The organism is Microbacterium sp. LEMMJ01, from assembly GCF_002114135.1.
GTDB lineage: Bacteria > Actinomycetota > Actinomycetes > Actinomycetales > Microbacteriaceae > Microbacterium.
In genome coordinates, this window is the sequence record NZ_NCTV01000017.1 from 261,329 (window position 1) to 287,388 (window position 26,060).

Consider the following 26,060-nt stretch of genomic DNA (forward strand, 5'->3'; position numbering starts at 1 on the left):
ACTCCCATGGAACTGCTGCGACTCGGCGCGATCGGCCACGAGCGCCCCTACGTCCGCGATGACGAGGGCGCGGTGCGCGATCTCGGCTCCCTGACCCGCGACATCGACGGCGCGTTCCTCGCCGCGGACGGCATCGCCCGCGTGCGGGCGGCACTCGCCGACGGCTCGCTGCCGAAGGCGGAGACTACGGGGCTGCGCGTCGGTGCCCCTGTGGCACGGCCGACCGCGGTGATCTGCATCGGACAGAACTACGCGGCGCACGCGGCGGAGTCCGGTGCCGAGCCGCCCGCACACCCGGTGGTGTTCTTCAAGCACCCGAACACGGTCGTGGGGCCGGACGACGTCGTGCTCCTGCCGCCGGGAGCCGAGAAGGTCGACTGGGAGGTCGAGCTCGCGGTCGTCATCGGCCGGACGGCGCGGTACCTGCCCTCCGCCGAGGCCGCGCGCGACGTGATCGCCGGCTACACCATCTCGAACGACGTGTCCGAGCGGGCGTACCAGCTCGAGGTCTCCGGCGGACAGTGGTCGAAGGGGAAGTGCTCCGAGACGTTCAACCCCCTCGGCCCGGCACTGGTCCCCGCGGACGAGGTCGACCCTCAGGCGCTGCGCCTGCGGTCCTTCGTGAACGGCGAGCCGCGGCAGGACTCCTCCACCGCCGACATGATCTTCCCCGTGCTCCAGCTGGTGCACGAGCTCAGTCACTACCTCGTGCTCGAACCCGGCGACGTCATCAACACCGGCACTCCGCAGGGTGTCGCGCTGTCCGGACGCTTCCCCTACCTGCAGGACGGCGACGAGATGACCATCGAGATCGAGCGACTCGGCCGCCAGCACCAGCGCACGGAGCGGGTCCGTCTCGGGTGAGGCCTGTGCCCGGGGCACGGTTCCTTTCGCTGAGTGCAACCGTGTCCCGGGTAGAGGTCTCTCCCGGATGCCCGCGCGGGCTCAGGCATGCGCGCAGGCTCAGGCGGCTGAGGGGAAAGGGGCCTGCTTTCGCGCGACAGCCTGGTGCCGCGAGCGCCCGGCGGCTCAGGCATCCACGGGTACACAGGCATCCGCGCGGGCTCAGGCGGCTGGAGGCGAAAAGTGCCTGATGCCGCGCGAGCGCCCGACCCCGCGCGGGGGTCAGCCGGCGAAGGGGAGGACCGGGAGGCCGTGCACCCCAGGGCGCACCGCGAACACCGACCCCGCGGCGGTGCCGTGATCGGACCGCAGGCCCTGCGCGGAGGTCGTGATGAAGAGCGTGCCGAGGTCGTCGCCGCCGAAGGTGCAGGCACTGACCTGGGGCACCGACAGCACGATGTCCTCGCGCACGGCCCCGGACGGCTCGAACCCCCGCACGCGGCTCCCGCCCCACAGCGCGACCCAGACGCTGCCGTCCGCGGCGACCGTGAGGCCGTCGGGCACGCCGTCGTCTTCGGGGATGTGCGCGAACACCCGGCGTCCGCGGAGCTCGCCCTCGCTCACGTCGAACACGTCGATCCGGCCGGTGTCGGTGTCCACGTAGTAGACGCGGCGGCCGTCCGGGGAGTAGCTGACACCGTTGGACGAGGTCACGCGGGGGAGCACCGTGGTCACGTCGAGGGCGGCGTCGATGCGCAGCACGGTCCCGGCACCCGCGGTGGAGTCCGTGGACATCGATCCGGCCAGGAGTCGTCCTCGCGGGTCGCAGCAGCCGTCGTTCATGCGCACCGGGCCGTCGTCGAGCAGGGTCGCGACGGGACGGGCCTCCGCGTCGGGGCCGTCGGCGAGGTACAGGGTGCGCGCGCCCACCGCCACGAAGCCCCCGGACGTCCGCGGGCGGAAGAACGCGAGGTACTCGTCGTCGATGTGCTGGCGGACGATCTCGTCGCCGCGGAGGGTGAGCAGGTCGCCCGCGTCTCCGTCGACCCAGCGCAGGCCGCCCCACCCGGGCCACCAGACCGGGGCCTCGGCGTGGACGGCGACCGGGCCGGTCACGTTCTCGGGAGTCATGCGCCCTCCGCCGTCCGCCGCGGGTCGGTCACGGGCAGCGGCTCCGGAACGGGGTCGGCATGATCCGCCGCTGCGGCAGGGGCGGACGGAAGCTCCTTCGCCACCTGCTTCTCGAGCACGGTCACGGCCTCATCGGAGAGCAGGATGAGGCCGTCGAGCTCCTCGCGCACCCGCTTGTACGCGATGTTCCGCTCGGACTGCGTCGCCGACTCGTCCACGGCGACCTTGAGGAGCTGCTGCGCGCGGTCCAGGCGCTTGCGCTCGGCCTCGGTGAACGTCGAGTCGCGCAGCCGCCGGGCGTCTTTCTCCGCGATCTCGAACGCGACCGCGTAGTCGCCGACGGCCTGCAGGTACTCCGCGATCTGGTGCTCCGCGAGCTTCGCGTCGGCGGCGGCCGGACGCAGCGCGTCCGCGGTCTTCTTCGCGCGCAGGAAGGCGGCCGTCAGCGGCTGGCGGCCGTCGCTCATCGCGGGGAAGGCGATGAGCTTGGCGACGTCGAGCTCGTAGTCCAGCCACCGCGCGGTGATCTCATCGTGCTCGGCGAAGAGGCGGGCGAGCAGGTCGTCGGGCGCCACGGAGGCCGTGGTGTCGACGACGGTGGGACCCCCGTGCTTCGCCTGCCGGGCGGCCGCGCGCGCCTCGATCTCGGCGGTCTTGACCTGCGCCTTCATGCGCAGGGCCTCCAGCCGGCGCTCGTGTCGACGCTTGGAGCCGCGCTCCCAGGCCTTGGCGACCCCGCCGGCCATGCCCATGATCGGGAAGACGAGCCACCAGTAGTCACCCGCGAAGTTCCAGAAGCCCCGGATGAACTCGTCCATGATGGGTTCAGCCTACTGCGCGACGGCGGGTCGCCGGGGGCCCGCACGAGAGGGAGGGCGGCCGCATGAAGAGCGTCGGCATCGTCGGGATCGAGAACAGCCACGCCACGGAGATCGTCCGCTTCCTGAACGCCGAGGCCACGGACGTGCCCGTGCGGATCACGGCCCTCGTGGCGGGGGAGCCGGGGCGCACGCGGGAGCTGGCGGCACTCGGCGGCATCGAACGCGTCGTCGAGGAGGCGGCCGCGCTCCTCGGCACGGTGGACGCGCTCATCGTGACCGCCCGCGACGGTGCCGATCACCCCGCCCTCGCCGTCCCCTTCCTGGAAGCCGGGGTGCCGGTCTGGGTCGACAAGCCGCTCGCGACCGGCGTCGTCGATGCCGACGCGATCCTTGCGGCCGCGCAGCGTGGGCGGGTGCCCGTCACCTCGTCGTCCACGCTCCGCTGGCTCGCGGACACCGCGGAACTCGTGGCGGAGGCGGCCCGCATCGGGGAGGTCCAGGCGGTGACCGTCACGGGGCCGGCCGATCCGGACAGCCCGTACAGCGGCATCTTCTTCTACGGCATCCACATCGCCGATCTCGCCCAGGTGCTGCGGCCGGGCGCTGCGGAGGACGTCGAGGTGCAGTTCCTGCCGGCCGGCGTCGTCGCGCGCTACCGGGTCGGCGGGGTGCCGGTGACGCTGGAGTTCGTGCGGCCGGACGACGACCGGCAGGTGCCGTTCCGGGCGACCGTCGTCGGCCGCCGGGGCATCGCGAGCCGGGAGATCCCGATCGGCCCCGGGTATGTACGACCCGGCGTCCGCGCCTTCGCCCGGATGCTGGAGACCGGCGAGTCTCCGGTTCCCGCGTCCGAGATCCGCGCTCCGATCGCCGTACTCGAACAGGTCGCCGAGGCCCTCGCCTCCCGCTGACCCGGGCACAGTTTCGGAGATCGGATCCGCTGCGCGGTCGACAGGCCCTGTGCGGCGGCGTGTCGCCTGCCGTCTCCGAAGTCGTGCCCGGGGGTCGGAATCAGGGCTTCGTGAGGTCCTGCGCGAGCATGAGGATGATCCCGCTGGGGCCGCGGAGGTAGGTCAGCCGGTAGATGTCCCGGTAGTTCGCGACGCCGCGCAGGGGATGGAATCCGTGCCGGGCGGCGATGGCGAGGGAGACATCGATGTCGTCGACGGAGAAGGCGATCCGGTGCATGCCGATCTCGTTCGGCCGCGTCGGCTCCGTCTCGATCGCCTCGGGGTGGATGTACTCGAACAGCTCGATCTGCCCGTGCCCGTCCGGGGTCTGCAGTACGGCGATCCGCGCGTGGTTCCCGTCGAGCCCGACCGCGGTGGACGCCCACTCGCCGCTGACCTCGTCCCGTCCGACCACGGAGAGACCCAGATCGGTGAAGAAGGCGATGGTGGCGTCGAGGTCGCGCACGGCGATCCCGATGTTCTCGAAGGCGATGGCCATGCCCGCGATGCTACTCCGGCGTCAGCGACCGAGCTTCTCGGCGCAGGCCACGCAGTACTCCGCGAACGGGCGCACCGCCAGGCGCTCCGGCGGGATGGGCCGCCCGCAGTGCGCGCAGATGCCGTAGGTCCCGGCGTCCATCCGCATCAGCGCCTCGTCCACCTGGCGGAGCTCCGCCTGCGCCGCCTCGGCCAGCCCCGACAGTCGGGACCACTCCGACGAGAGCGTCACCCCCTCCGGGTCGTGCTCGTCATCGTCGTTCGAGCCCTCGCGGTCGTGCATGAGCTCCGCGAGCGTAGTCGCCGTCGCCGCGACGCGGGCTTCGGCCTCGGCGCGGCGCTCTTGCAACAGCGCTCGCAGATCCATCCGCCCACTCTAGGCCCGCCCTGCGACACGCGCGTCGTCGCCGGACCAGGCATCCGCGAGGGATCAGGCGACACCGGCTGCAGGTGCCTGAACTCCCGCGCCTGCCTGTTCTCTCCGGACAGCCTGCCCCGCGACCGCTCGCGCAGGATCAGGCGTCCGCGCGGCATCAGGCGACCCTGGTGACAGGTGCCTGAACCCGGGCGAATGCCTGTCCCGCGCGAACCAGACTCAGCCGCGACGGGTGCGCGGGGGCTCCACGGTGGGCACGGAGTCGGTGTGCACGCTCGGGTGGTCCCGCTCCAGCGCCGCGCCCTCCATGTCGACGTTCGGGATGATGCGGTCGAGCCACTTCGGCAGCCACCAGGCCGAGCGTCCGAGCAGGTGCATGAGTGCGGGCATCAGCAGCATCCGCACCACGAACGCATCGAGCAGCACGCCGAACGCGAGACCGAACCCGATGGACCGGATGATGGTCGACTCCGAGAACACGAACCCGCCGAACACCGACACCATGATGAGCGCGGCCGCGATGACCACCGAGCGCCCGGCCCGGAAGCCCTGCGCCACGGCATCGCGCGCGGAGGCGCCGTGCACATAGGCCTCTCGCATCCCCGACGCGAGGAAGAGCTGATAGTCCATCGCGAGGCCGAACAGGATGCCGACGAGGATCACCGGCAGGAAGCTCAGGATCGGACCGGTGCTGTGCAACCCGATGAGGTCGGCGCCCCACCCCCACTGGAACACCGCGACGATGAGCCCGTACGTCGCGAACAGCGACAGCACGAACCCTCCCGTGGCGATGAGCGGCACGAGCAGCGATCGGAACACGACGATCATGATGAGCAGCGACAGGCCCACGACGACCACGAGGTACAGCGGGAGCACGCTCGCCAGAGCCTCGGAGATGTCGATGTTGGTGGCGGCCTGACCCGCGACGCCGAGGGTGATGCCGCCGTCGATCTCGGGGAGACCCCGCAGATCCTGCACCAGCTTCTCGGTGGAGGCGCTGTTCGGGCCTTCGGCGGGCAGCACCTGGAAGGCGAGGAGCGTGTTGTCGTCCGACGTCGCGACGGGGGCCACCGCGACCACGTCGTCCTGCTCGGCGATCTTCTCCGCCACGGTCACCTGCGTGGCCAGCAGGTCGTCGTCGCTCACGGCGTCGTCGAGGGTCGCTGTCACCAGGAGCGGCCCGTTCGCGCCCTCGCCGAACTGCTCGTCGACGGTCTGGAACGCGCGGTAGCTGGTGGAGTCGGCGGGTTCGCTCGACCCGTCCGGGAGGCCGAGGCGCATCGACATCGCGGGGATCGCGATCACGAGCAGCGCGACGACGCTGACGAGCGCGGTGACGACGGCGCGCAGCGTCGACATCCGGCGCACGGGCTTCCCGGCCGCGTGCTCCTGGCCGATGGTCGCCCGCGCCTTGCGGCCGAGCAGACGGGTTCCGACGAGGCCGAGGATCGCCGGGGCGAGGGTCACGGCCACGAGCACGGCGACGGCGACGCACACCGCTCCCACCGTGCCCATGAGGCCGAGGAACGGCACGCCCGTCACGTTGAGGGCGAGGAGTGCGACGATGACCGTGGCCCCCGCGAACACCACCGCGGTCCCGGAGGTACCCGTGGCCAGACCGATGGACTCGCGCACGGGTGACCCGGCCAGCAGCTGCTTGCGGTGCCGGTTCACGATGAAGAGGGAGTAGTCGATGCCGACCGCGAGCCCCAGCATCACGCCGAGGACGGGAGTGACCGAGGCCATGTCGACGACGCCGGAGAACGCGAGCGACGCCGTGACGCCCACGCCGACGCCGACCACGGCCGTGACGATGGGCAGGGCCGCACCGATCAGCGAACCGAGCATCACGATGAGCACGACCGCGGCGAACGCGAGACCGATGGCCTCGCCGACGCCGAAGATCTCGGGCACGCCCTGGGCGATGTCGGTGCCGAAGTCGACCGTGACGCCGTCGATCTCCTCGTCCTGGAAGTGGGCGATGGTGCTCTGCTTGGTCTCTTCGGCGAGCTCCAGGCGCGGGTCGACGAAGGAGACGTTGACGATGGCCGTGGAGCCGTCCTCCGAGACGACGCCGATGCCGTCCGCGAGGTTCAGCAGCGTCGTGCCGAGTTCCAGCTGCTCCGCGCTGTCGGCGAGCTCCGCGCGGTTCTCGTCGATGGTGTCCTGCTGCGCGTCGAGCTGCGCGAGCTGGGCGTTCAGCTGCGCGAGCTGTGCGTCGAGCGCGGCCGTCTGCTGGGCTGGCGCACCGGCGGCCTCGGCCTGCGCGCGCGCCCCTTCGAGCTGGGTGATCCCGGCCTCGAGCTGTGCCCGGCCGTCGTCGAGCTGGGCCTGGCCGGCGTCGAGCTGGGCGCGGCCGTCGTCGAGCTGGGCCTGGCCGTCCGTCAGCTCCTTCGTCTGCTCGTCCTGCTGCCGCTGGGCGTCGAACGGGTCGACGACGGAGGCGACGCCGTCGAGGTCCTCCGCGCTCGCGGCGAGGTCGGAGATCGCCTGCTTCTGCTCGTCGGTGAAGGGCTCCCCGTCGTCCGTCCGGTAGACCACCGTCCCGGTGCCGCCGGCGGTGTCCGGCAGCTTGTCGGCGAGCTGATCGGTGACCTCGCCGGAGGCGGTGCCGGGGATGTCGAAGCTGTTGCTCAGCGTGCCGCCGAAGGTGAGGAAGGCGCCGACGCCGAGCCCGAGGATCAGCACCCAGGAGACGATCACCGTCCACGCCCTGCGCGCAGCGAAAGAACCCAGACGGAACAGCAGTGAAGCCACGTGATCTCCTTCAGACGAAAAGAGCATACGGCACGTCTCGTCTAGGGATCTGTGGCTATCCTGAACGCATGGTGAACGAGCATCGCAGCGGCCCTGTGCGCAGCACGGCGGCCCGCGAGGCGATCCTCGATGCGACGGCCCGGCTCTTCCACAATCAGGGGTACGACCGACTGACGATCGAAGGCATCGCCAAGGAGGCCAAGGTCGGCAAGCAGACGATCTACCGCTGGTGGCCGTCGCGCGGCGCCCTCATCGGGGAGTGCCTGGCCGAGGGACGCCTCATCCCCGTGGACTTCGTCGTGCCCGACACCGGAGACCTCTCCGCCGACGTGGAGACCTGGCTGCGGAGCGTCCTGTCCATCCTCGAGAAGCCCCAGGGCGGTGTGCTGCTGCGGTCTCTCGTGGCCGCGGCCACGGAGGATGCCTCGGTCGGCGCGCACCTCGGGGAGAGTCTCGGGGTGGAGAAGTACCTGTCGGAGCGTCTCCGCGGCGGCATCCGCGACGGTCAGCTGCCGGAGGACGCCCCGGTCGAGCAGCTCGGTCGCGCCATCCTCGGGGCCATCATCGTGGAGTCTCTCGGCCGCGAGGCCCACGATCCGGGTTCCGTCGTCGCCCTGACCCGTTACCTCTTCGCTCGCTGAGGCCGCGGATCCGCACGAGGTCGCACGGATTCATGGAGTCCCCGCGACCCGGGTGCGAATCTGCGACGCGGGCCCGGATCAGCCGAGGAGCAGGGTGAGCACGGTCGCGCCGCCGCCACCGAGGATCAGCGCCACGATGACGGTCCACGCGATGATGCGGATGCGCCGGTTGCGCTTCTCGCCGAGGTCGCCGTAGTCCTCGCTGAGGCCGTCGCCGCTCATCAGGCCACCGGCTCCGTGACGGTCGGACCGAAGTACGACGGCAGCGTGGCCTGCGAGCGCTCGCGGAGCTCGGCGGCCGAGACGGTGAAGACGTCCTGCACCTCGAGCTGCGGCTCGCTGTCCGTGACGCCGATGCGGGCGACCGGGTAGCCGCGGCCCTCGCAGAGCCCGCGGAACTTCACGTCGTCCTCGCGGGGAACGGTCACGATCACGCGGCCGGTCGACTCGGAGAACAGGGCGGTCGCGGCGTCCACGCCATCGCGCTCGATGATCTCGTTGAGCCAGACCCGGGCGCCGACGCCGAAGCGCATGACGCCCTCGGCCAGGGCCTGCGCGAGACCGCCTTCGGAAAGGTCGTGCGCCGAGGAGATGAGCCACTCGTCACGGGCCGCGGCGAGCAGTCCGGCGAGGCGCTTCTCGCCCGCGAGGTCGACCTTCGGCGGGCGGCCGCCGAGATGCTGGTGCACGACCTCGGCCCACGCGGAGCCGGAGAGCTCGGTCGACGTGGTGCCGAGCAGGTAGATGTTCTGCCCCTCGTCCTGCCAGCCGGACGGGATGCGGCGGGAGACGTCGTCGATGATGCCCAGCACGCCGACGAGCGGGGTCGGGTGGATCGGCACGTCGCCGGTCTGGTTGTAGAACGAGACGTTGCCGCCGGTGACGGGGGTGCCCAGCTCGTAGCAGCCGTCTGCGAGGCCGTCGACGGTCTGCCCGAACTGCCACATGACCTCGGGGTTCTCGGGAGAGCCGAAGTTGAGGCAGTCGGTGATGGCCGTCGGCACGGCACCGGTCACGGCGACGTTGCGGTAGGCCTCGGCGAGCGCGAGCTGCGCGCCCGCGTACGGGTCGAGCTGGCAGTAGCGGCCGTTGGCGTCGGTCGCGACGGAGAAGCCCAGGCCGGACTCCTCGTCCACGCGGATCATGCCGGCGTCGTCGGGGAAGCACAGGGCCGTGTTGCCGAGCACATAGTAGTCGTACTGGTTCGTGATCCAGCTCGTGTCCGCGAGGTTCGGGGAGGCGACGAGGGCGAGGAACTGCTCGCGCAGCGTCTCCGCGTCGTTCGTACGCGGCAGGTTCTCGGCGGCGTCGGCCTGCAGGGCATCGATCCACGTCGGGTAGGCGACCGGGCGGTCGTAGACGGGGCCGTCGACCGCGACGGTCGAGGGGTCGACGTCGACAATGCGCTCGCCCTGCCAGTCGATGATGAGGCGTCCGTCGCCGGTGACCTCGCCGAGCACGGAGGTCTCGACCTCCCACTTGTTCACGACGGCCAGGAAGGCGTCGAGCTTCTCGGGGGCGACGATGGCCATCATGCGCTCCTGCGACTCCGACATGAGGATCTCCTCGGCCGTGAGCGTGGGGTCGCGCAGCAGCACGTTGTCGAGCGAGACGTGCATACCGCTGTTGCCGTTGGCCGCGAGCTCGCTGGTCGCGCAGGAGATGCCGGCGGCGCCGAGATCCTGGATCGCCTCGACGAGCTCGCCGCGGTACAGCTCGAGACAGCACTCGATGAGCACCTTCTCGGCGAACGGGTCGCCCACCTGCACCGCGGGGCGCTTGGTCGGGCCGCCGTCGGCGAACGTGTCGGACGCCAGGATGCTCGCACCGCCGATGCCGTCGCCACCCGTGCGGGCACCGAACAGGACGACCTTGTTGCCGACGCCGGTGGCGTTCGCGAGCTTGAGGTCTTCGTGCCGCAGCACGCCCACCGCGAGCGCATTCACGAGCGGGTTCGCCTGATAGACGCTGTCGAAGACGGTCTCGCCGCCGATGTTCGGCAGGCCGAGGCAGTTGCCGTAGAAGCTGATGCCGCTGGTCACGCCGTGCACGACGCGGGCGGTGTCCGGGTGGTCGATCGCCCCGAAGCGCAGGGCGTCCATCACGGCGACGGGGCGGGCGCCCATCGAGATGATGTCGCGGACGATGCCGCCGACACCGGTCGCCGCGCCCTGGAAGGGCTCGATGAACGACGGGTGATTGTGCGACTCGGCCTTGAAGGTGACGGCCCAGCCCTCGCCGACGTCGACGACGCCCGCGTTCTGGCCCATGCCCACCATGAGGCGTTCCTTCATCTCGTCGGAGACCTTCTGGCCGAAGCGGCGCAGGTAGTTCCTGCTCGACTTGTAGGAGCAGTGCTCCGACCACATCACCGAGTACATCGCCAGCTCGCCCGAGGTGGGGCGGCGGCCGAGGATCTCCTTGATGCGCGCGTACTCGTCGTCCTTGAGCCCGAGGGCGCCGTACGGCTGCTCCTTCTCGGGCGTCGCGATCGCGTTCTCGACGGAGTCGGGGACGTGCTGGGGGGAAGGTGCAGGGGCGGTGGTCACGCGCACTCCAAAGGAAGGGGCCGGCGGGGCGTCCTCAGTCTACCGGCGCGGTCGGGGCCGTTCTCTCGTGCGTGCCGTCGGACGGCGTCGGGGTGGGAAGGCGGCGGCGTCATGGCAGCTCGGCGAGGCTCAGGCCCTGTGCGCGTGCGGCGGCCGCCAGCTCACGGTCGAAGGTGAGGAGCGCCGTGACCACGTCGCCGAGTTCGAGCGCGGCGGCGAGGTGGAGAGCGTCCAGAGTGCGGAGCCCTGAGCCTGCCCGGATGGCCGCGGTCAGCGTCTCGTCGTCGAGGGAGACGAGCGCGACGCGGTCGAGGAGGTCGACGACGGCTTCGCGGTCGAGGGAACGGCGGTCGGCGATCGCGTGCAGCTCCACGGCGAGCAGGCGCGAGGAGACGAACTCGCTGCCGTCCGCGAAGGCGCGGACGACCGCTTCCGACCCCTCTTCCTCGATGAGCGCCTTCGCAGCCGCTGAGGTGTCGAGGTAGATCACGACCGGTCGGCCTGAAGCTCGCCGAGGATCTCCGTCACGGACAGCGAGTCCGGCACGGGGGCGTGCCGGAGCGGACCGCTCGCGCGGGGCAGCGTCACCCGCCCATTGGCGATCATGCGCGTCCAGGCCGTCTCAGCGGGCGGCGAGAGCTCGGCGATCGGGCGCCCGCGGTCTGTCACCGTCAGGTGCTCGCCGGCGGTGACGCGCGCCAGCACCCGCGCGGTCTGCTGATTCAGTTCGGTCTTCGACACGGTGCCCATCTCCTCAGGGTAGATGCAAAGTAGTAGAACTACTAGTTCTCCGATTCGTGGGTCCAGTGAACCATCGCTCGGCGACATTGCGAGGGCGCACGGACGGATCTCCCCGAAGGCTCTGGATAACTCCCCTGCAGGGCAGCGTCAGGAGGAGGAGTGCGCTGCTGCGAACCGCTGCGCCAGCACCCCCGCCGCCTCGCGCAGCGCCTCGGGCCCGACCACCGTGAACGGCGCGTCGAACCGGGCCACCGCGGCGAGCACACCCGTCCACGACCAGGAGCCGACCGTGACTCGGCACGAGTCCTTCGACAGCGGCACCACGGCGCCGTCTCCGACCCACGGCGCCACGTCCCGCGCCGGCAGGGCGATATCCACCACGCCCGTGCACGGCCAGCGGTCCTCGGTCGTCGAACCCTTGGCACGGGCGGCGAGGAAGGTCTGCGCGTCCGCGGCAGGCAGAGGGCGCGGCGTGAAGGAGGGCCCGGTCGGCGTGCGTGGCTGCAGTCGATCGAGGCGATACGTGCGCCAGTCGGCCGCCTCCAGGTCCCAGGCCAGCAGGTACCAGCGGCCCTCGCGCGCCACGACGGCATGAGGCTCCGTGCGCCGTGGTGGGCGGTCCCGCGCGGATCCGTAGTCGAAGCGGAGCACCTTCCGGTCGCGTACCGCCGCGCTCGCCGCCTCCAGTACGGCCGGGTCGGCGCGGACCGCGGCCGGTGCTCCGTCGAAGCGGATCCCGTCGATGCGGTGGCGCAGGCGCGAGGGCATCACCTGACGGACGGTCGCGAGCGCGCGCTGAGCGGCCTCGGTGACCTCGACCCCGGTCGCGCTCGCACTCTGGAGGGCGACGGCGATCGCCACGGCCTGCTCGTCGTCGAACAGGAGCGGCGGCATATCCGACCCCGCTTCGAGGCGATAGCCGCCGTACGGGCCCTTGCTGGATCCGATGCGGTAGCCGAGCGCGCGCAGTCGATCGACGTCGCGGCGCACCGTGCGGGGCGTGACGCCGAGACGGTCGGCGAGTTCCCCGCCCGGCCAGTCGCGCGTCGCCTGCAGCAGGGACAGCAGTGCGAGCATGCGCGACGAGCTTCCGGTCATGGCTCCATTCTGCGGTGGAAAGAGGACAGAAACAGACCTCTACCTCTGTGACCGTGGAATCACACGGTCCGATCGGCGGACCGGGACACGGAGGACACCATGACTCTCACGACCACCACCCACCTCAACTTCCGCGGTACGGCTCGACAGGCACTCGACTTCTACCGATCGGTCTTCGGCGGCGAGGTGACCGCGGCGACCTACGGGCAGTTCGGGATGCCGGACGGGGTCCCCGGGTTCGACAAGCTCGTGTTCGGGCAGCTCGACGGACCCGTGCGGCTGATGGCGTACGACATCCCTGGCGCGGACGACACCGCCGCGACTGCCGGCACCACCCGTCGCGAGAACGGGATGACGATCACGGACCGCTCCTTCTTCCAGTCGCTGCGAGCGGACTCCCTGGAGGAGCTGCAGCCCGTCTGGGACGCCCTCGCCGAGGGTGCGACCGTGATCGAACCTCTCGCCGCCTCCGCGTGGTCCGCCGGTTTCGGCATGCTCACCGACCGCTTCGGCGTGACCTGGGTCCTCGACGTCGCCTGACCCCCGTCGGACGCTCGACCCGGCCCCGTGCGGTCGACCCGGCCCCTTGCGCCCGTCCGCAACGGGCCGGGATGCACGGAACGGGGTGGGTCAGCGAGCGGCGTGCTTCCTGCGCCCGAGCCGGCCCCGTGCGGTCGACCCGGCCCCTTGCGCCCGTCCGTAACGGGCCGGGATGCACGGCAGGGGGTGGGTCGGCGCCCGTGGGCGTCATGACATGTCAAGGGCCTCTTCGTCGTCGGTCGCCTGACGTAGAAAGGAGGAGACGAAAGGCAGGGCATGGCCGCAGGAGACATCGAGACGTTCTCGCGCAACGGCATCTGGTTCAACCGGATCCAGGGCGAGTCGCACACGCTGGGCAGCAGCTTCGAGTCGATGGAGGAGGCGGTGAAGGTCGGCCGTGGCGCGGCGACAGCGCGTCAGGTGCAGCATTTCGTGCGCACGGAAGAGGGGCCGTCCGACGACGTGGCTCCGAACGAGGCGCACCCGCGCGACCTCATGTGGTGAGTCGCGGATGATCCTGCAGGCCTGCGTGAACGGTGCCAGGGACGTCGCGGAGCATCCGTGGCTGAGCGCCGACGAGACGGTGGTGGCCCAGGACGCCGCGGCGGCCGTGGATGCTGGTGCCGCAGAGATCCACGTGCATGCGAAGGACGCCGCCGGCCGCGACTCCCTGGCACCCGAGGATGTGCGGCGGTGGCTCGGAGCCGTCCGTGCTGCGGCGCCGGGCATACCCGTGGGCGTGACGACCGGAGCCTGGGCCGAGCCGGACGTGTCGCGACGACTCGCGGCCATCGAGAGCTGGACCGAACTCCCCGACTACGCCTCCGTGAACTGGCACGAGGCCGGAGCCGACGAGGTGGCCGCGGCGCTGCGTCGACGGGGGATCGGCGTGGAAGCGGGCATCTGGGACGCAGCGGGGCTCGAGGCGTGGCGGGTCTCCCCGGTCCGCGGTGCGTGCCTGCGCGTGCTCGTGGAGCTTCCCGCGGAGGCCGCCGACGTCGTCCGTCCGCACGCCGAAGGGCTGATCGCCCACGTGGCGCGCGAGGAGCCCGACCTGCCGATCCTGCTGCACGGCGAGGAGCTGTCGGCTTGGCCCGCCCTCGACCTCGCGGGGGAGCTCGGCCTCGATACGCGGATCGGCCTGGAGGACACGCTCCTCCTCCCGGACGGCACCGACGCCCCGAGCAACGCCGCCCTCGTCCGCGCCGCCCGCGCCCGTCTCCCCCGCGCCTAGCCCGGCCACCTTCGCGCGCCGCGCTCGCGTGGCGCTGGTGCGTCGCGCCGGTGCGTCGCGCCGGTGCGGGCGCAGAAACGTCCCTCTCTCCGTGGCTTCCGGTCCCTTTTCGCACTCGCACTTCGCACCCCGTGGACTGCTCCCGGCCCCTTGAGTGCGGGTGCAGAACCGCACCTCCCGTCGCCGGTTCCGGGGCGTTCTCGCACTCTGCTCGGAAGGCGGCGGTCCGAACCGTGTCGGGGCCTTCCCGAGGAGCACGACCGTCCCTACGCTGGAGCGATGTTCGCCGGTGCCTCCGTCTTCTTCCTGCTCGTCTACGTGGTCGTCCCGCTCCTCGCGCTGCTGCTCCTGTGGTTGATCATCTACTCGGCGGTCCGGGCGGCGCTGACGGCGCATCGCCGCGCCCTCGCCGCGGAGCGCACCACCGCGCCCGATACCCCCTGATCCTTCGCATCCAGCCACCTCCCGCCGCATGCCTCGCCCCTGACGTCAGGTGCAGGCGCAGAACCGCTCCTCCCGCCACCCGGCTCGGGCTCGTTTCTGCGCTTCCGTGCACGGGTCCCGTCCGGGACTCCGGTGCGGGTGCAGAAACACCCCCGGCCTCGCCGGTACCGGAGCGTTTTCGAACTCTCCAGCGGGTGCGCGCCACTCTGCCTCAGTGCGAGTGTAGAAACGGCCTTGGTCTCGCCGACCCGGGAACGCTTTCGAACTCGCCAACGGCGTGCACGCCACTCTGCCCCGCTGCGGGCCCGGGACGCCCCTCCCACCGCCCGCCCCTGAACGCTTTCGCACTCCGCACCCGCGGGAGCCCGCACGAACCGGACTCACCCGGACTTCCACCCGCCCCAGCCGGGACGGTCCACGATGCAGAAGCGGTTCCCCTCGGGGTCTTCCATGATGATGTAGTCGGCGTCGTCGGGCCGACCGTTCCAGTGGACCTCCCGTGCTCCGAGCCCGGCGAGGCGCTCCACCTCGGCAGCCTGGTCCTCCGCGTAGATGTCGAGGTGGATGCGCGGGGGCAGCACACGCTCCGAGTGGTGCGCGTCGAGCGCGATGCACGGTGCGTCGGCGTCGCGGGGTTTGAGTACGACCCAGTCGTCCTCCGCGGGGTCTCGTTCGACGTAGTCGAGGGCTGCCTTCCAGAATGCGGTCTGGGCCGGGAAGTCGTCCACGCGGATCACGATCGACACGATCTTCAACATGCCGCCGAGGGTACGGCGAGGGTAGGCCTCCGCGGAGGGGCTTGCGCCGCCGCGCGGGATCAGCTTCCGCAACGGGGCGGTGGGGCGATCACCGGCTCCGAGGCGCGCCGTGCTGGTCGGTGGAGGTGACGGCGACACGAGCGCCCTGGGCGACCGTGTCGGCGAGCGTCCCGACCGCGGCCCATTCCGCCGGTGTCGTGTCGGAGTGGTATGACCGGCATCCCGCCGGAACCGACCCCGTCCGATATCGTGCGGCCATGGAGACCACATCCGAGCTGACGCACGAGACCGATGACGACGCACGGTCGGGGACCGCGCCAGAGGCGGAGGAGGCCGAGCGCGCGGAGCGGCGACGGCTGGCCGCGAACCGCCTCGGATGGATCGTCGCGTGGGGCGTGTCCGTCGTCGCCCTGATCGTCGGCATCAGTCTCACGGGGGTCGGGACGGTTGAGCACATCGTCGAGTACAGCGACAGCTACGACGTCTTCACGCGAGAGGTCTGGCCCGCGGGCCTCGTGCTCCTCGGTGTGGGCGCGCTCGGCATCATCGCCACCGCCCTCGCCACCGCGGTCCTCCCGCCGAAGCGCTGACCCCAGACGGAGAACGCCCCCGCCGTTCGGGTCGGCGGGGGCGTCGGTTCCATGGAGTCGCTTTACTGCACGGACCAGCCGCCGTCGGAGGCGAGGATGGCGCCGTTGATGTTCACGGCGTCATCCGAGAGCAGGAAGGTGATCGACGCGGCCAGGTGCTCGGCGGTCGCGACGGTCGGGATGGCCTGCTGGAACGGGGCGAGGCGGCCGGAGCCGTACTCGGACATGTGCGGGGGCATCGGGATGCCGGTGGCGACGCCGCCCGGGGCGACGGAGTTCACACGGATGCCCTTCGGCCCGTACATGAACGCGGCCGACTTGGTGACCCCGATGATGCCGTGCTTGCTGGCCGTGTAGGCGTTGCCCGAGGCGTTGCCGCGCAGACCCGCCTCGCTCGACACGTTGAGGATCGCGCCGCGACCGGCCTTCTCCATGACGGGGATGACCGCGCGCATGAGCTTGAACGGTGCGGTGAGGTTGATCGCGATGACGCGGTCCCACACGGCATCCGGGGTCTCGCCGGCGGGGGAGAAGTCGTCGTTGATGCCGGCGACGTTCGCGAGGCCGTCGATGCGGTCGCCCGCGGCGGCGAGAACGGCGTCGATCGCGTCCTGCTTGGTGAGGTCGCCCGCGACCGTGACGATGTCGGCGTCCGGCAGCTCGGCCTTGAGAGCGTCGAGCTTCTCGGCGGCGATGTCGCTGGCGATCACGCGACCGCCTTCCCGGGCGATGCGCGAGGCGGTGGCCTTGCCGATGCCGGACGCGGCGCCCGTGACGATGACGGTCTTGCCCGCGAAGCGCCCCGCGGTGACCTTCTCGGTCCAGCCCTCGGATGCGTCGTCCTCGGGGATCTCGCCGTTGTTCGCGGCGCGCACGAGGTCGTCGACGACCGACTGCGGGAGCTGGCCCTGACTCATGGCGACGAGCTGCTGCAGGGGGAGTCCGAGCACGGGGGTGAGGAGCTCGGGGTCGGCGCCCGTCTGCTCGAAGAGGCCGCGGATGAGCGGGCCGCCGGTGGGGTCGTTCATCCAGTCGCCGATGGTGGAGTGTGCGGTGAGGGCCATGCTCTTTCTCCTTGCTCGGGTTTCGCAACGGTGCGTCTACTTATGTTCCAGTGTACGCCTGAGTACGCTCGAAAGGTGCCCCGTCCTCGCAGTGAAAAGGCCCGCCAGTCCGTGCTGGAGGCGATGCGTCGCGCGCTCGCCGCAGACGGGTACGAGGCCGTGACGATCGAGGGTCTCGCGGCGGAGGCGGAGGTGTCGAAGCAGACGATCTACCGGTGGTGGCCGTCGAAGGCCGCGATCCTCGGGGAAGCGCTGCTCGAAGGCGCGGTCCCTGGTGCGGATGTCGTCGTGCCGATGACGGACGACCTCGGCGCGGACCTGCGCGCTTGGTTCACGGCGGTGTCCGCGGGGCTCGCCCGGCCCGAGGGCGTCTCGCTCGCGCGGGCGCTCATCGAGGTGACGGCGGCTGATCCGGAGCTGGGGCTGGTGTTGAACGAGCGGCTGGCGGCGCCGATCCGGGAGTGGGTCGCGGCGCGGGTGTCACGCGGACGCGCGGACGGCGACGTGCGGGCCGACGTGGATGCCGCCGTGGTCGCCGACGAGTTCATCGCGATCGCCTCGTACTCCGCCCTGATCGGGCAGCCGTTGAGCGCGGAGCGGGTGGAGGAGACGGTGGTGCGGTTGCTGCGGGGGATTGCGGCGGGCTGAGTCTCTCGCTGGATTGCTGTGCGGCGCGACGGTCGCGGTTCTCCACGCTGCACTCGTCGGGTACCTCGAGGCGAGAATATCGGTTGCGACCTCATATGTATGCTTCCATGTGTCACATGACACAGCAAATCCGATCCAGCGGCATTCTCCTCGCGGCTGGACTCAGTCTTCTTCTCGCTCTTCTTCCGGCGACTGCGCGGGCGGCCGTCCCGGGTGAGTCGAGCGACGTGGCGGATGTTCTCGAGGACGCTGAGACGGCTGCGGTAGGAACTCCGACGCCGTCGGACGTCGAGTTGCCGATACTGCAGGCGGATGGCGCTGAAGCATCGGTCATTCTGAATGGAATCGACTCGGAAGTCACTTTGGGTGGCTCTGAGCGGGCAGAGATATCCGTAGCGGACCAATACGCCATCGCCGAAGGCGACTCCGTCACCTACGCAGTCAGCTTCCCTGAGGAAGGGGCAACGAGATTCTCCGCAATCCTGTCTGCTCCGCCGGCGAAGTCTCCGGAATGGAACTTCGAGAGTGGCACTCACCTGCTGCTCCTCGAGGACGGATCGGTGTCGGTTTCGGATGCTGATGGCTTCTTGGGCGGTATCGATGCTCCTTGGGCCATCGATGCAGCGGGTCAGTCGCTACCTACGCACTATGAGATCTCAGGTTCAACCCTCACGCAGATCGTCGACACCACTGGAGCGAACTTCCCCGTCGTCGCGGATCCGACGGTGCAGTTCTTCGGACCGTACATTCAGGTCCACCTGAACAAAGCTGAGAGTCGCACAGCGATCGGCGGCTACGCAGCGTGTGCCGGAGTGTTGAGCAAGTCTCCTGTGCCGTTCGCAAAGCTCCTCCAGGTCTCCTGTACGACAGTCGCCGCGATCGGGGCGTCGCAGCTGGTGGGCAATCGATGCATCTCGATCCACTACGTCGTCGGTGTCGGTGGACCGGCGGGTGTGTGGTGGCCGTGGGTGAGGAACTGTTAGAGGTGGACATCATGCTTTTTGTCGCGGTGGGCGTAGCTCTTCTTCTCTGGGGGACGTTGGTGGGGCGGGTCGGCAGGAAGCTCGGCACTCTTCTCGCCATCGTTCCCGTTCTGGTGTGGTTCGGGGTCCTTGCGTGGTTCGGCTCGTCGGGCAACCTCGACAGCCCGGCTGGAGATGCGCTTCCTGTGTACCTCGTGGTCGGGCTCCTTGCTTTTACGATCGGCGTCAATCTCACCGATCGCTCCGTGTCCGTGCGCAATTCACGATGGAAGCCATGACCCGCTCGGCGTGTGATGCCGGCGACGAGTGTGGCGGTGACGTCTTGACGGAGCCGCCGGCCGCGGTCTGACCTGCGCGGGCTGAGAGGTCGCCCTCCGCCACCTGCGAGCAGACCAGCCCGCGAGACTGGGGTGCAAACGCGGTATTAGGTGCGAGGGGATGAGCTGTTCCAGGTTGTGGCCCCGAGCCAGACCGCCGCGTACCCAAGGGTGGCTGATCCGAGCTGGATTTGGAACGGCCCCATCTGGGGCATGAAGCTCATGCTCCTGAAACCTCGCGGGTCCGGGACTACACGGCTGCGCTCGGGATGCGTGGAATCAACGAGCGGTGTGCGGGTATGGGCGACCCGCCACCTGATGGGTAGCGGGGCCGATCGAGCAGAGCTGTAGACCCTTGGTCACTCCTTTCGGAGGAGGATGCTTCCGAAGCCGACGAGCATGAGGCATGCGCCGAGCAGGCCAGTCAGAGCAGCAGGTGCGAGGTTGCCAGTCGTGTGCTCCGCGTCTGAAATGTAGCCCTCAGCAATCGCCATGACGATGGCGAGGACGATGACGCCAGCGCCGACGAATCCTACGCTGACCATCGCTCGTCTCGTTGGCTGCTTCACAATCGCTCCTACGGGTTGCATCCTGCCGTTAAGACGTCGCTGTACCTTACGTCAGGCCGCCAAGCGTCGAGGTTCCATGACCGGCGCGGGCGAGCGGCTGTCCGGCATCGTCGCGCTCTCTGACAGGAGCCCCGGCCGTGGCTCACGGTGTGGGCCCGGGCGGCGAGGAATGCCGGCTCGCGTCGCGATATCGCCTCATCATCGCGCCGAACCACACAGCGGCGCCCGCCGCCGCAGTCGCTTCAAGCGCCGGAGCGAGCTGGGGCACGGAGTTCGCTCCCACGAGCACCGCAAGGAACCAGCCCCATACGCACAGGGTCGCGATGAGATGGCTTCGAGGGCGTGTGATCGTTGAGAACCACGTGGGCTTCATCGTCTGTTCCTCACCGGCAAGATCCGCCGCGGTAGGTATCGACCCACCAGACGAGACCGGGGACGACATAGGGCTGGGTCGCCGTCACCTGCACACACTTCTTCGGTCGGGACTTCTCAGCGATGCCGGCGTTCCACACCAGTGATCCCGCGGCGAGGAGGCAGACGGGTGCCATGGTCCCGCACGCGAGCCCTCCGAGTGCGCCAAGGCCTTTGTCATAGATGATGGCCGTCTCCGCTCGGTTGAATCGCATGCGGTACTGGAAGAAGTTGGGGCGGTCGAACGTCGGGTCCGCGACGATCGGGTACGCGTAGTCGCCGCCGCGGTGCTCGACGACCTGGATCAGAGCCGATCCGGATGACTCGTATCGTGTCGGCACGTTGACGCCGGCGGCATCCCGCGCCCATGGCACCGCGACGTCGGCGACGATCTTCTCGACAAGGGACGTCACGCCGGTGTCTGGGTCGGTGACCTCTTCGGCCGTAAAGGCGATCGCACTCCCGTCCTGCTGGATCTCGACCGACACCCCTCCGCCGAAGTCGTACTCGAAGCGCTCGGTCTGCGAGGCATCGCTAATGATCGCGCTCGCGCGAATCTCCTCCTCGCCGGCGATGACGTTGATCGATGGCGTGTTCGCGTCGCCGAGATAGGTCACTGACCCGTCCTCTCCGACGGTCGCGTCATCAAGGTGGCCAGCGCCGGGAAGCGACACGGACATCGTTTCCTCACCGTCGGGCAAGAGGACGGAGATCCCGTCGTCCGGTGCCGCGGCAATCGTGGCCTTTCCGCCGCCGTCGAGGGTGGCCACGATCTGCTCGGAACTCTCGGTCGTTTGGGCAGCGGTGATGGGCACGGGCGCGACCTCCGTGACCAGCGCGACGATCTCCTCGGTCGCGAGGTCGGTTCCGTCCGCACCGGTATCCGCGGAGGCGGCCGGGACGGTTGCGAGGGATGATGAGCCGACGATCGCAGCGGTGAGCAGGCTGGCGAGTCTGAGGTGTTTGCGCACGTTCTCTCCGATCAGATCAATTGCCCGCCTGTGACCAATTGAAGACCTCATACGACGACGTATGCAATATATTCGAGGGGCCTGCCCAGGAGCATGCGGAGCGCTAGGATCCAGGCATGGACGCGTCGTTCTTCAGCTGGACCGGGTTCGCCATCACCGCAGCGGTCGCGGTCGTGATCCTCGTGCTCGCGTTCCTGCTCGTGCGCGCGGTGGCGCGAGTGATCGCGCGTCGCCGGAGCCGTGGCCGGGGGCGCATGCCATCCGCACCTCGCCGTCCGTCCGGACGTTGAGCGCGACCTGCCTCACGCCGTTGGGTCGTGCGCGGGCGCTGCCGCGGGGGCCACTGTCCGTCCGTCCGTGAACCGCGCCTGCGCGCGATCATGGCGTCGCGGTACGGGAACGTGCTCCGTCGCGGCTGCGAGGCCCATGCGCTTCGTCGAGACGTACACGCTCTCGGCGGTGTCGACGAGGAATGTCTCGTGCCACACGCCGACCGCTCCCGGAGCCTTGCGGGCGGCGCGGTTGAAGGCCGTCCATGCCGGACGATGCTGCTGGTCCGGGTTCGAGGCATAGGCGTAGAGCTTGTCGACCGACGACCAGAACTGCACGACGTAGGGGCCGCCCGATCCGAGGAGGAGATGGTAGCCGAGCAGCCCGGAGTCGGGCTCGGTGCTGAGCTCGCGGAGCATGCGCGGCATGGCGACGAACGCGGGCAGCCACAGGTCGGGGCGCCACCACCGGTTGATCTGCATCCCGATGTGGAACACGACGAGCTCGCCTTCGTGGCGGTGGGTCATGCGACCCGTGACGACTTTCGACATGGCGACTCCTCGTATGGATAGCGATGCTATCCATAATGGATAGCGCTACTATCGAAGTCAAGGGGTGACCATGAGGATTTCCGAACTGTCAGCGCAGACCGGCGTGACCGTGCCGACGATCAAGTACTACCTGCGCGAGGGGCTGCTGCCCGAGGGCGAGCGCACCTCCGCGACGCAGGCCGTCTATGGCGAGAAGCACGTCGAGCGGCTGCGCGTCATCCGGGCGCTGCTCGACGCCGGCGTGAGCATCGCCGAGACGCGACGGGTGGTCGCGGCGCTGGATGATCCGCCCCCGAACCCGCACGAGCTGCTGGGGACCGCGCATGCCGCTATCACCCCGCCGGCCGATGACGCGTCGGACCTCGCCGGCGCCGAGGCACTCGCCACCCGGCTCGGGTGGAAGCCCGGGATGTGCGATCCGGCCGTGCTGCATGCGGTCGCTCGAGCGTTGCAGGGGCTGGAGCGCGTCGGGTTCACGGTGCCGGAGGCGGTGATGGCGGAGTACCTCGCGAGTGCGCGGCGGATCGCGGATGCGGAGATCGCGGGGGTGCCGGAGGAGTCTGCTGAGGCTGCGGTGCGGTACGTGGTGCTGGGGTCGGTGTTGGTCGAGCCGTTGTTGTTGGCGTTGCGGCGGGTGGCTCAGCAGGTGAGCTCGGGGGAGAGGTTCAGCCGGCCCGAACTCAACGGGTAAGCGCGGCGGCGAGACGCTCCCGAAGCGCCGGATCACACACGTAGACGTAGGTTCCACGCATTCCTCGAGTCAACAGCACCCCGTAGATGTTTCGAATGAACGTCAGCAGGTCATCGTCCCCAAACGTATCCTTCAGATGGCCGGTGTTCTCCTTGCCCTTCTTGTCGCGATAGCTCTCGCGATCGGCGACGATCCGACCCGTCGCGGGGTCCAGGCGAAGGTCTGGCCCAATGATGACGCCGGCGTAGTTGAGGTCATACCCCTGCACGGTGTGGATCGAGCCGACCTCTTCGAGTGAGTCCTTTGAGTTGATCCAGTCTTTATCCGTGCCGTTCCACCGCAGTCGCTCGCCATCGAGTTCAATGTCGAAGGCCTCCGGGTGATTCCGCGACACCCAATCCCATGCATAGCCGGCCACAAGTCGGGAAAGTCCCACCTCAGCATCTTTCTGGCGGATGGCTTCGCGCATCTCTCCAAGGTCGTCGAAGAGGCGGAGTTCGTAGTCGCCGAGATCTGGAAGCGACGGCTGTTCGCTCCGAAGAACGGCGCGAACAAACTCCACATAATCGGCGCCAGCCTGTACCCGCATCTGGGTGGTCAGACGGAAGAACCGATGCTCGTTTTTCGCTTGGGACACCTCTGCGCTAAGCGTTGTCGGGGAAAGGTCATGGGGCCGCACGCTCTGCTCGCCGTCGACGAGCAGGAGCTTATGCGTGCTCCGAGCCTTGATCCAGTCGAGCTGGGTGTATCGAGGATCGTCACTCCCGAACAGCGCTTCGTTGATTTCGCGAAACTTCTTGTTTTGCACGCCCGATGCTTGGTTGGCCCGCTGCCCGAGACGATGGGTCTCGTCGACAAGCACGAGGTCGTATGGCTGGTCCGATTCGCCCAGCTGGAACGGCGACATCACCATCGAAGCGTCGAGCTTGGGCGTCCTCTTGAAGACCTTCTTCACCGACATCCGCAGAGACTGTTGAGGGATCACGAGGGCCATTCGAAGTGTCCTCAGCAGATCGCGATTCTCCGGGACGAAGAACTCCGAGAACATCGAGTCCGGCTCGATGCCGTCCTGGTCTCGATAGTCGCGGATATCGGCGAGCAGCTTCATGAGAAAGATCGCGATGATCGTCTTTCCCGTTCCGGGGTTGCCCTGCACAACGAGGGTCGATCGCGCATCCGGGTCCTGGAGATCTTCGAGAAGCCCCTCCAGGATGTCCATGATCGCGATGCCCTGGTCCTCAGTGAGAGCCTTGAACGGCGACAGCTTGAAGAGGTCAGAGTTCTCGATCTGCGGGATGCTCCGAGAGAAAAGTCCCTCTGCTCGCAATGCCTCGAACACGTCACGGAAGGACTCGCGGTAGATATCGCGGTCGTAGTACTGCGCGTCAGTCAGGCCGTCGTTGCCATTGAGGAGGCGATAACGTCCGTCGCCCGAGAACCACCGAATGAGATGCGATTCAAGGTCGAGGCACACTGACTTGTTGAACCTGTGGTTTACGACGACGCGAATCGATTTGAGGGACTCGTTCCGTTTTGACCCCGAGAGATGTTGACGCATCCGCGTGGCCGCACTCACGGTCTCACCGACGTAGAGTCCGGGCGAACTGCGGCGGGTGTCCCCCTCGATCACGTACACCACCGGCCAGTTTGTGTGCCGGGCGTCATCACGCGCCCACGTATCAACAGCGTCACGACGGAACGGGAGGCGCTGGATGCTGAACTCCGTCACTCCGCCGCCTCGGAGAGCTTTGTGTACTTCGTCATGCGGCCCTTGGCGAGCTCGACGGGGTACTTCGCCTTCGTAGACTCCAGCTTCTTCAGGACGATCTCATCGAGGTCGACGCCGATCTTGTTCGCGAGATGGACGCAGTACGTGATGACATCCGCGAGCTCTTCTTCGACCTGTTCTTGGTCGAAGTCAGGAGACCATTGGAAGCATTCGAGGAGCTCACCGGCCTCGATCGCGATGCTCTTGGCGAGGTTCTCTGGCGAGTGGAACTGGTCCCAGTCTCGTTCCGCGACGAAGGCGCGAAGGGCGGAGAGAGTCTGCGGCGACGGCATGATGAGACGCTAGCAGGGTCGGGGTAGGGCCCTGAGGACACTCCCTGTTAGCTTGCTCTCGGAGGCATAGTGAGCGAGAGCCGCGTCATCGAGGTCGTTGCAGCCGTCATCGAGCATGAAGGCAAGATCCTTGCGTGCCGCCGCCGACCGGAGAAGGCCGCTGGAGGGAAATGGGAGTTCCCCGGCGGCAAACTCGAAAAGGGCGAGACGCACAGCGAGGCTTTGGTGCGAGAGATACGCGAAGAGCTCAGCACCTCAATAGAGGTCACCGCGCTGCTTCGAGCGGATGACACCGTGGTCGGTGAAAGCACCATCCGCCTCATTTGTCTTCGCACCAGGCTGCTCGGAGAGCCACCGACCCAGAGCCTCGATCATGATGAACTGCGCTGGGTTCGTCGTAGCGATCTGCCGGGTTTCGACTGGGCCGCCCCGGACCTGCCATGTGTCGCGGAACTGGCGGCCGGGGCGCCTACTCGATGACCAAGAACCCCTCGTCGTCGCGGACGATCAGGGTGATTCCCAACTCGGACAACAAGGTCTCGAGATGTGAGATCGGTCGGCTGGGAAGCAAGATGACCGGAACCGCGGGCCTGCCGGACTCCCGAGCCAGGCGCGAGTAGTCGAGGACTTGCCCTATCGCGGTGCGAACGTATTCACGGGCAGGCGACTTTTTCGCTTCGACGACCCAGCCTGACTCCGAGACATAGAGATCGGGCTCGATCGTAGCTCCGGCGGAGCTCAGACGAAGGCGCTGAGGAGTTTCACCACGGGACTTAATCCACTGGCCGAAGTCGTTCTGCAGCTCGAACTCGATTCGGGAGACGACGCGCTCACCAGGAATCACGGGTGCGCCCAGGAGATACGACGATGACTCGGGAGGCGTCCATGACGAGGTCTGTGCACTCTCCGTGAGGGGCGTGGATGGCGCGTCGAGTGCTTCCACATCAGCGTCAACTGGCACGAGCTTGAAGATGATTCCTTCGCGAAGATTCCCGTCAGAGTCGGGGATCGTCTCGATACTGAACGCTGGCTCGCCTGTTGTGAACTCGCCGACGTAGGTGACGTAGGTGCCCTGTTTCGTGAGTAGGCGGATAGGGCGTTCGTTCTCGGCCGCGTCCCGAAGTGCGGCATTGCCACGCACGAACAATTGAGGACCCCGCTGGCCTTCGCCCGTGTAGAGAAACGAGCCATCCTCCTGTAATCCTTCACGCGCGTTGTATCCGTGCCTCGCACCGCTCTCCGGGCTGGTGATGAGGAGGATGTCAGGCATCGACCGCGGCGTGATGATTCCGCCCTGTTCCTGGCCTCCGTACGCGGCATGAATCTCTCGTCGCAGCACTTTGTCGCCGATCTCGAGTGTCCAGAGCGCCGGATCGGAGGGTCGGAGCCGCCGGCCGAATCGAGCCCGCACAGCGTCAGCCTGACTATCCTCGAGTTCCCATCGAGCGAGGCCTTCGGGAAGTCTGCCGTATCGCTCACGAAGGAAGCTGCGGATGCGCTTCTGGCTGATGTTCAGTTCGAGCGAGAGTCGGGCCGGCGTCGTGGTGCTCACG

Annotated in this window: 33 protein-coding genes; 14 read left to right on the plus strand and 19 right to left on the minus strand. The window is 68.8% G+C overall.

Features of this window, described 5'->3' with window-relative positions:
• Positions 1-6 precede the first annotated feature (6 nt).
• Positions 7-864 carry a fumarylacetoacetate hydrolase family protein gene (locus tag B7W94_RS03700; RefSeq protein ID WP_085604440.1) on the plus strand — a complete coding sequence of 286 codons (858 nt, stop codon included), beginning with the start codon at positions 7-9 and terminating at the stop codon, positions 862-864.
• A 261-nt stretch (positions 865-1,125) separates the two neighbouring features.
• Here the strand turns inward: B7W94_RS03700 and B7W94_RS03705 are convergent, their stop codons facing one another.
• Positions 1,126-1,974, minus strand: a complete 849-nt coding sequence (locus B7W94_RS03705; RefSeq protein ID WP_085604443.1) for an SMP-30/gluconolactonase/LRE family protein — start codon at positions 1,972-1,974, stop codon at positions 1,126-1,128.
• Positions 1,971-2,792: a hypothetical protein gene (locus B7W94_RS03710; protein WP_025104123.1), complete on the minus strand. Its 822-nt coding sequence runs from the start codon at positions 2,790-2,792 to the stop codon at positions 1,971-1,973. The genes B7W94_RS03705 and B7W94_RS03710 overlap by 4 nt, the downstream gene beginning before the upstream one ends.
• A 65-nt stretch (positions 2,793-2,857) precedes the next feature.
• On the opposite strand from B7W94_RS03710, the gene B7W94_RS03715 reads away from it, so the two are divergent.
• Positions 2,858-3,706 (plus strand): Gfo/Idh/MocA family protein, encoded by an 849-nt coding sequence (locus B7W94_RS03715; RefSeq protein ID WP_085604446.1) that lies wholly within the window; start codon positions 2,858-2,860, stop codon positions 3,704-3,706.
• Between the two features lie 100 nt (positions 3,707-3,806).
• Here the strand turns inward: B7W94_RS03715 and B7W94_RS03720 are convergent, their stop codons facing one another.
• From B7W94_RS03720 to B7W94_RS03730, 3 genes are all read right to left on the minus strand, one after another.
• Entirely contained in the window at positions 3,807-4,244 is a 438-nt protein-coding gene (locus tag B7W94_RS03720; RefSeq protein WP_085604449.1) for a VOC family protein, read from the minus strand.
• A gap of 21 nt (positions 4,245-4,265) precedes the next feature.
• Positions 4,266-4,610, minus strand: a complete 345-nt coding sequence (locus B7W94_RS03725; protein WP_085604452.1) for a TraR/DksA family transcriptional regulator — start codon at positions 4,608-4,610, stop codon at positions 4,266-4,268.
• A 228-nt stretch (positions 4,611-4,838) separates the two neighbouring features.
• Entirely contained in the window at positions 4,839-7,376 is a 2,538-nt protein-coding gene (locus tag B7W94_RS03730) for an MMPL family transporter (protein WP_085604455.1), read from the minus strand.
• 68 nt (positions 7,377-7,444) lie between these two features.
• On the opposite strand from B7W94_RS03730, the gene B7W94_RS03735 reads away from it, so the two are divergent.
• Complete coding sequence (locus tag B7W94_RS03735) at positions 7,445-8,017, plus strand: TetR/AcrR family transcriptional regulator (RefSeq protein WP_025104106.1); 573 nt, start codon at positions 7,445-7,447, stop codon at positions 8,015-8,017.
• A 78-nt stretch (positions 8,018-8,095) separates the two neighbouring features.
• On the opposite strand, the gene B7W94_RS18050 is transcribed toward B7W94_RS03735, so the two are convergent.
• The 5 genes from B7W94_RS18050 to B7W94_RS03750 all read right to left on the minus strand — a co-directional run bounded on the left by B7W94_RS18050 (position 8,096) and on the right by B7W94_RS03750 (position 12,405).
• Positions 8,096-8,239: a hypothetical protein gene (locus B7W94_RS18050; protein WP_017202962.1), complete on the minus strand. Its 144-nt coding sequence runs from the start codon at positions 8,237-8,239 to the stop codon at positions 8,096-8,098.
• The gene (gene purL / locus B7W94_RS03740) at positions 8,239-10,566 is read right to left on the minus strand and encodes a phosphoribosylformylglycinamidine synthase subunit PurL (protein WP_085604458.1); all 2,328 of its coding nucleotides are present in this window, start codon (positions 10,564-10,566) and stop codon (positions 8,239-8,241) included. The genes B7W94_RS18050 and purL overlap by 1 nt, the downstream gene beginning before the upstream one ends.
• A 109-nt stretch (positions 10,567-10,675) precedes the next feature.
• The gene (locus tag B7W94_RS03745) at positions 10,676-11,056 is read right to left on the minus strand and encodes a PIN domain-containing protein (RefSeq protein ID WP_139833237.1); all 381 of its coding nucleotides are present in this window, start codon (positions 11,054-11,056) and stop codon (positions 10,676-10,678) included.
• Positions 11,053-11,316: a type II toxin-antitoxin system Phd/YefM family antitoxin gene (locus B7W94_RS17850; RefSeq protein WP_139833238.1), complete on the minus strand. Its 264-nt coding sequence runs from the start codon at positions 11,314-11,316 to the stop codon at positions 11,053-11,055. Before B7W94_RS17850 ends, B7W94_RS03745 begins: the two co-directional genes overlap by 4 nt.
• A gap of 138 nt (positions 11,317-11,454) precedes the next feature.
• Positions 11,455-12,405: a helix-turn-helix transcriptional regulator gene (locus tag B7W94_RS03750; protein ID WP_085604464.1), complete on the minus strand. Its 951-nt coding sequence runs from the start codon at positions 12,403-12,405 to the stop codon at positions 11,455-11,457.
• A 99-nt stretch (positions 12,406-12,504) separates the two neighbouring features.
• Here B7W94_RS03750 and B7W94_RS03755 point away from each other — a divergent pair, with 99 nt between their 5' ends.
• From B7W94_RS03755 to B7W94_RS18055, 4 genes are all read left to right on the plus strand, one after another.
• Positions 12,505-12,945 (plus strand): VOC family protein, encoded by a 441-nt coding sequence (locus B7W94_RS03755; RefSeq protein ID WP_085604467.1) that lies wholly within the window; start codon positions 12,505-12,507, stop codon positions 12,943-12,945.
• A gap of 276 nt (positions 12,946-13,221) precedes the next feature.
• On the plus strand, positions 13,222-13,449 hold the full coding sequence (locus B7W94_RS03760; protein ID WP_025104100.1) for a hypothetical protein: 228 nt from the start codon (positions 13,222-13,224) through the stop codon (positions 13,447-13,449).
• 7 nt (positions 13,450-13,456) lie between these two features.
• Entirely contained in the window at positions 13,457-14,179 is a 723-nt protein-coding gene (locus tag B7W94_RS03765; protein ID WP_085604470.1) for a 3-keto-5-aminohexanoate cleavage protein, read from the plus strand.
• A 279-nt stretch (positions 14,180-14,458) separates the two neighbouring features.
• Positions 14,459-14,623: a hypothetical protein gene (locus tag B7W94_RS18055; protein ID WP_157544407.1), complete on the plus strand. Its 165-nt coding sequence runs from the start codon at positions 14,459-14,461 to the stop codon at positions 14,621-14,623.
• A gap of 380 nt (positions 14,624-15,003) precedes the next feature.
• Here B7W94_RS18055 and B7W94_RS03770 read toward each other — a convergent pair whose 3' ends face one another.
• Positions 15,004-15,381, minus strand: coding sequence for a VOC family protein (locus B7W94_RS03770; protein ID WP_085604473.1), 378 nt, complete (start codon positions 15,379-15,381; stop codon positions 15,004-15,006).
• A 257-nt stretch (positions 15,382-15,638) separates the two neighbouring features.
• On the opposite strand from B7W94_RS03770, the gene B7W94_RS03775 reads away from it, so the two are divergent.
• Positions 15,639-15,971 carry a hypothetical protein gene (locus tag B7W94_RS03775; RefSeq protein WP_139833239.1) on the plus strand — a complete coding sequence of 111 codons (333 nt, stop codon included), beginning with the start codon at positions 15,639-15,641 and terminating at the stop codon, positions 15,969-15,971.
• Positions 15,972-16,033: 62 nt separating this feature from the next.
• On the opposite strand, the gene B7W94_RS03780 is transcribed toward B7W94_RS03775, so the two are convergent.
• Positions 16,034-17,035: an SDR family NAD(P)-dependent oxidoreductase gene (locus tag B7W94_RS03780; protein ID WP_085604478.1), complete on the minus strand. Its 1,002-nt coding sequence runs from the start codon at positions 17,033-17,035 to the stop codon at positions 16,034-16,036.
• Positions 17,036-17,110: 75 nt separating this feature from the next.
• Between B7W94_RS03780 and B7W94_RS03785 the strand changes: the two genes are divergently transcribed.
• The 3 genes from B7W94_RS03785 (at position 17,111) to B7W94_RS03795 (ending at position 18,944) form a co-directional block, all read left to right on the plus strand.
• Positions 17,111-17,683, plus strand: coding sequence for a TetR/AcrR family transcriptional regulator (locus tag B7W94_RS03785; protein WP_253247377.1), 573 nt, complete (start codon positions 17,111-17,113; stop codon positions 17,681-17,683).
• Between the two features lie 116 nt (positions 17,684-17,799).
• A complete protein-coding gene (locus B7W94_RS03790; protein ID WP_139833240.1) occupies positions 17,800-18,666 on the plus strand; it encodes a hypothetical protein in 867 nt (288 codons plus the stop codon).
• Between the two features lie 2 nt (positions 18,667-18,668).
• Entirely contained in the window at positions 18,669-18,944 is a 276-nt protein-coding gene (locus tag B7W94_RS03795; protein WP_085604487.1) for a hypothetical protein, read from the plus strand.
• A gap of 398 nt (positions 18,945-19,342) precedes the next feature.
• On the opposite strand, the gene B7W94_RS03800 is transcribed toward B7W94_RS03795, so the two are convergent.
• The 3 genes from B7W94_RS03800 to B7W94_RS03810 form a co-directional block, all read right to left on the minus strand.
• Positions 19,343-19,528 (minus strand): hypothetical protein, encoded by a 186-nt coding sequence (locus B7W94_RS03800; RefSeq protein WP_085604490.1) that lies wholly within the window; start codon positions 19,526-19,528, stop codon positions 19,343-19,345.
• A gap of 32 nt (positions 19,529-19,560) precedes the next feature.
• Positions 19,561-19,767, minus strand: a complete 207-nt coding sequence (locus tag B7W94_RS18535) for a DUF2599 domain-containing protein (protein WP_085604492.1) — start codon at positions 19,765-19,767, stop codon at positions 19,561-19,563.
• A gap of 168 nt (positions 19,768-19,935) precedes the next feature.
• Positions 19,936-20,985: a hypothetical protein gene (locus tag B7W94_RS03810; protein ID WP_172400055.1), complete on the minus strand. Its 1,050-nt coding sequence runs from the start codon at positions 20,983-20,985 to the stop codon at positions 19,936-19,938.
• 65 nt (positions 20,986-21,050) lie between these two features.
• Between B7W94_RS03810 and B7W94_RS18060 the strand changes: the two genes are divergently transcribed.
• Complete coding sequence (locus tag B7W94_RS18060) at positions 21,051-21,224, plus strand: hypothetical protein (RefSeq protein ID WP_157544415.1); 174 nt, start codon at positions 21,051-21,053, stop codon at positions 21,222-21,224.
• Between the two features lie 12 nt (positions 21,225-21,236).
• On the opposite strand, the gene B7W94_RS03815 is transcribed toward B7W94_RS18060, so the two are convergent.
• On the minus strand, positions 21,237-21,755 hold the full coding sequence (locus tag B7W94_RS03815) for a monooxygenase family protein (protein ID WP_085604498.1): 519 nt from the start codon (positions 21,753-21,755) through the stop codon (positions 21,237-21,239).
• Between the two features lie 70 nt (positions 21,756-21,825).
• Between B7W94_RS03815 and B7W94_RS03820 the strand changes: the two genes are divergently transcribed.
• Positions 21,826-22,446, plus strand: a complete 621-nt coding sequence (locus B7W94_RS03820; protein ID WP_085604996.1) for a MerR family transcriptional regulator — start codon at positions 21,826-21,828, stop codon at positions 22,444-22,446.
• On the opposite strand, the gene B7W94_RS03825 is transcribed toward B7W94_RS03820, so the two are convergent.
• Together B7W94_RS03825 and B7W94_RS03830 are read right to left on the minus strand one after the other, a co-directional pair.
• Positions 22,436-24,175 carry a DUF2075 domain-containing protein gene (locus B7W94_RS03825; protein WP_085604500.1) on the minus strand — a complete coding sequence of 580 codons (1,740 nt, stop codon included), beginning with the start codon at positions 24,173-24,175 and terminating at the stop codon, positions 22,436-22,438. The two genes, B7W94_RS03820 and B7W94_RS03825, sit on opposite strands and share 11 nt — an antisense overlap.
• The gene (locus B7W94_RS03830; RefSeq protein ID WP_085604503.1) at positions 24,172-24,507 is read right to left on the minus strand and encodes a nucleotide pyrophosphohydrolase; all 336 of its coding nucleotides are present in this window, start codon (positions 24,505-24,507) and stop codon (positions 24,172-24,174) included. The genes B7W94_RS03825 and B7W94_RS03830 overlap by 4 nt, the downstream gene beginning before the upstream one ends.
• 69 nt (positions 24,508-24,576) lie before the next feature.
• Between B7W94_RS03830 and B7W94_RS03835 the strand changes: the two genes are divergently transcribed.
• A complete protein-coding gene (locus B7W94_RS03835) occupies positions 24,577-24,987 on the plus strand; it encodes a (deoxy)nucleoside triphosphate pyrophosphohydrolase (protein ID WP_085604506.1) in 411 nt (136 codons plus the stop codon).
• Here B7W94_RS03835 and B7W94_RS03840 read toward each other — a convergent pair.
• On the minus strand, positions 24,977-26,059 hold the full coding sequence (locus B7W94_RS03840; RefSeq protein WP_253247378.1) for a hypothetical protein: 1,083 nt from the start codon (positions 26,057-26,059) through the stop codon (positions 24,977-24,979). The genes B7W94_RS03835 and B7W94_RS03840 overlap by 11 nt on opposite strands.
• Position 26,060: the final 1 nt, after the last annotated feature.

Excerpts from the sequence above, each read along its gene's own strand:
- B7W94_RS03700 (WP_085604440.1), top strand. The coding sequence starts at position 7 with ATGGAACTGCTGCGACTCGGCGCGATCGGCCACGAGCGCCCCTACGTC.
- B7W94_RS03705 (WP_085604443.1), bottom strand. The coding sequence starts at position 1,974 with ATGACTCCCGAGAACGTGACCGGCCCGGTCGCCGTCCACGCCGAGGCC.
- B7W94_RS03710 (WP_025104123.1), bottom strand. The coding sequence starts at position 2,792 with ATGGACGAGTTCATCCGGGGCTTCTGGAACTTCGCGGGTGACTACTGG.
- B7W94_RS03715 (WP_085604446.1), top strand. The coding sequence starts at position 2,858 with ATGAAGAGCGTCGGCATCGTCGGGATCGAGAACAGCCACGCCACGGAG.
- B7W94_RS03720 (WP_085604449.1), bottom strand. The coding sequence starts at position 4,244 with ATGGCCATCGCCTTCGAGAACATCGGGATCGCCGTGCGCGACCTCGAC.
- B7W94_RS03725 (WP_085604452.1), bottom strand. The coding sequence starts at position 4,610 with ATGGATCTGCGAGCGCTGTTGCAAGAGCGCCGCGCCGAGGCCGAAGCC.
- B7W94_RS03735 (WP_025104106.1), top strand. The coding sequence starts at position 7,445 with ATGGTGAACGAGCATCGCAGCGGCCCTGTGCGCAGCACGGCGGCCCGC.
- B7W94_RS18050 (WP_017202962.1), bottom strand. The coding sequence starts at position 8,239 with ATGAGCGGCGACGGCCTCAGCGAGGACTACGGCGACCTCGGCGAGAAG.
- B7W94_RS17850 (WP_139833238.1), bottom strand. The coding sequence starts at position 11,316 with ATGGGCACCGTGTCGAAGACCGAACTGAATCAGCAGACCGCGCGGGTG.
- B7W94_RS03750 (WP_085604464.1), bottom strand. The coding sequence starts at position 12,405 with ATGACCGGAAGCTCGTCGCGCATGCTCGCACTGCTGTCCCTGCTGCAG.
- B7W94_RS03755 (WP_085604467.1), top strand. The coding sequence starts at position 12,505 with ATGACTCTCACGACCACCACCCACCTCAACTTCCGCGGTACGGCTCGA.
- B7W94_RS03760 (WP_025104100.1), top strand. The coding sequence starts at position 13,222 with ATGGCCGCAGGAGACATCGAGACGTTCTCGCGCAACGGCATCTGGTTC.
- B7W94_RS03765 (WP_085604470.1), top strand. The coding sequence starts at position 13,457 with ATGATCCTGCAGGCCTGCGTGAACGGTGCCAGGGACGTCGCGGAGCAT.
- B7W94_RS18055 (WP_157544407.1), top strand. The coding sequence starts at position 14,459 with ATGTTCGCCGGTGCCTCCGTCTTCTTCCTGCTCGTCTACGTGGTCGTC.
- B7W94_RS03770 (WP_085604473.1), bottom strand. The coding sequence starts at position 15,381 with ATGTTGAAGATCGTGTCGATCGTGATCCGCGTGGACGACTTCCCGGCC.
- B7W94_RS03775 (WP_139833239.1), top strand. The coding sequence starts at position 15,639 with ATGGAGACCACATCCGAGCTGACGCACGAGACCGATGACGACGCACGG.
- B7W94_RS03780 (WP_085604478.1), bottom strand. The coding sequence starts at position 17,035 with ATGGCCCTCACCGCACACTCCACCATCGGCGACTGGATGAACGACCCC.
- B7W94_RS03790 (WP_139833240.1), top strand. The coding sequence starts at position 17,800 with ATGACACAGCAAATCCGATCCAGCGGCATTCTCCTCGCGGCTGGACTC.
- B7W94_RS03800 (WP_085604490.1), bottom strand. The coding sequence starts at position 19,528 with ATGGTCAGCGTAGGATTCGTCGGCGCTGGCGTCATCGTCCTCGCCATC.
- B7W94_RS03810 (WP_172400055.1), bottom strand. The coding sequence starts at position 20,985 with ATGAGGTCTTCAATTGGTCACAGGCGGGCAATTGATCTGATCGGAGAG.
- B7W94_RS18060 (WP_157544415.1), top strand. The coding sequence starts at position 21,051 with ATGGACGCGTCGTTCTTCAGCTGGACCGGGTTCGCCATCACCGCAGCG.
- B7W94_RS03815 (WP_085604498.1), bottom strand. The coding sequence starts at position 21,755 with ATGTCGAAAGTCGTCACGGGTCGCATGACCCACCGCCACGAAGGCGAG.
- B7W94_RS03820 (WP_085604996.1), top strand. The coding sequence starts at position 21,826 with ATGAGGATTTCCGAACTGTCAGCGCAGACCGGCGTGACCGTGCCGACG.
- B7W94_RS03830 (WP_085604503.1), bottom strand. The coding sequence starts at position 24,507 with ATGCCGTCGCCGCAGACTCTCTCCGCCCTTCGCGCCTTCGTCGCGGAA.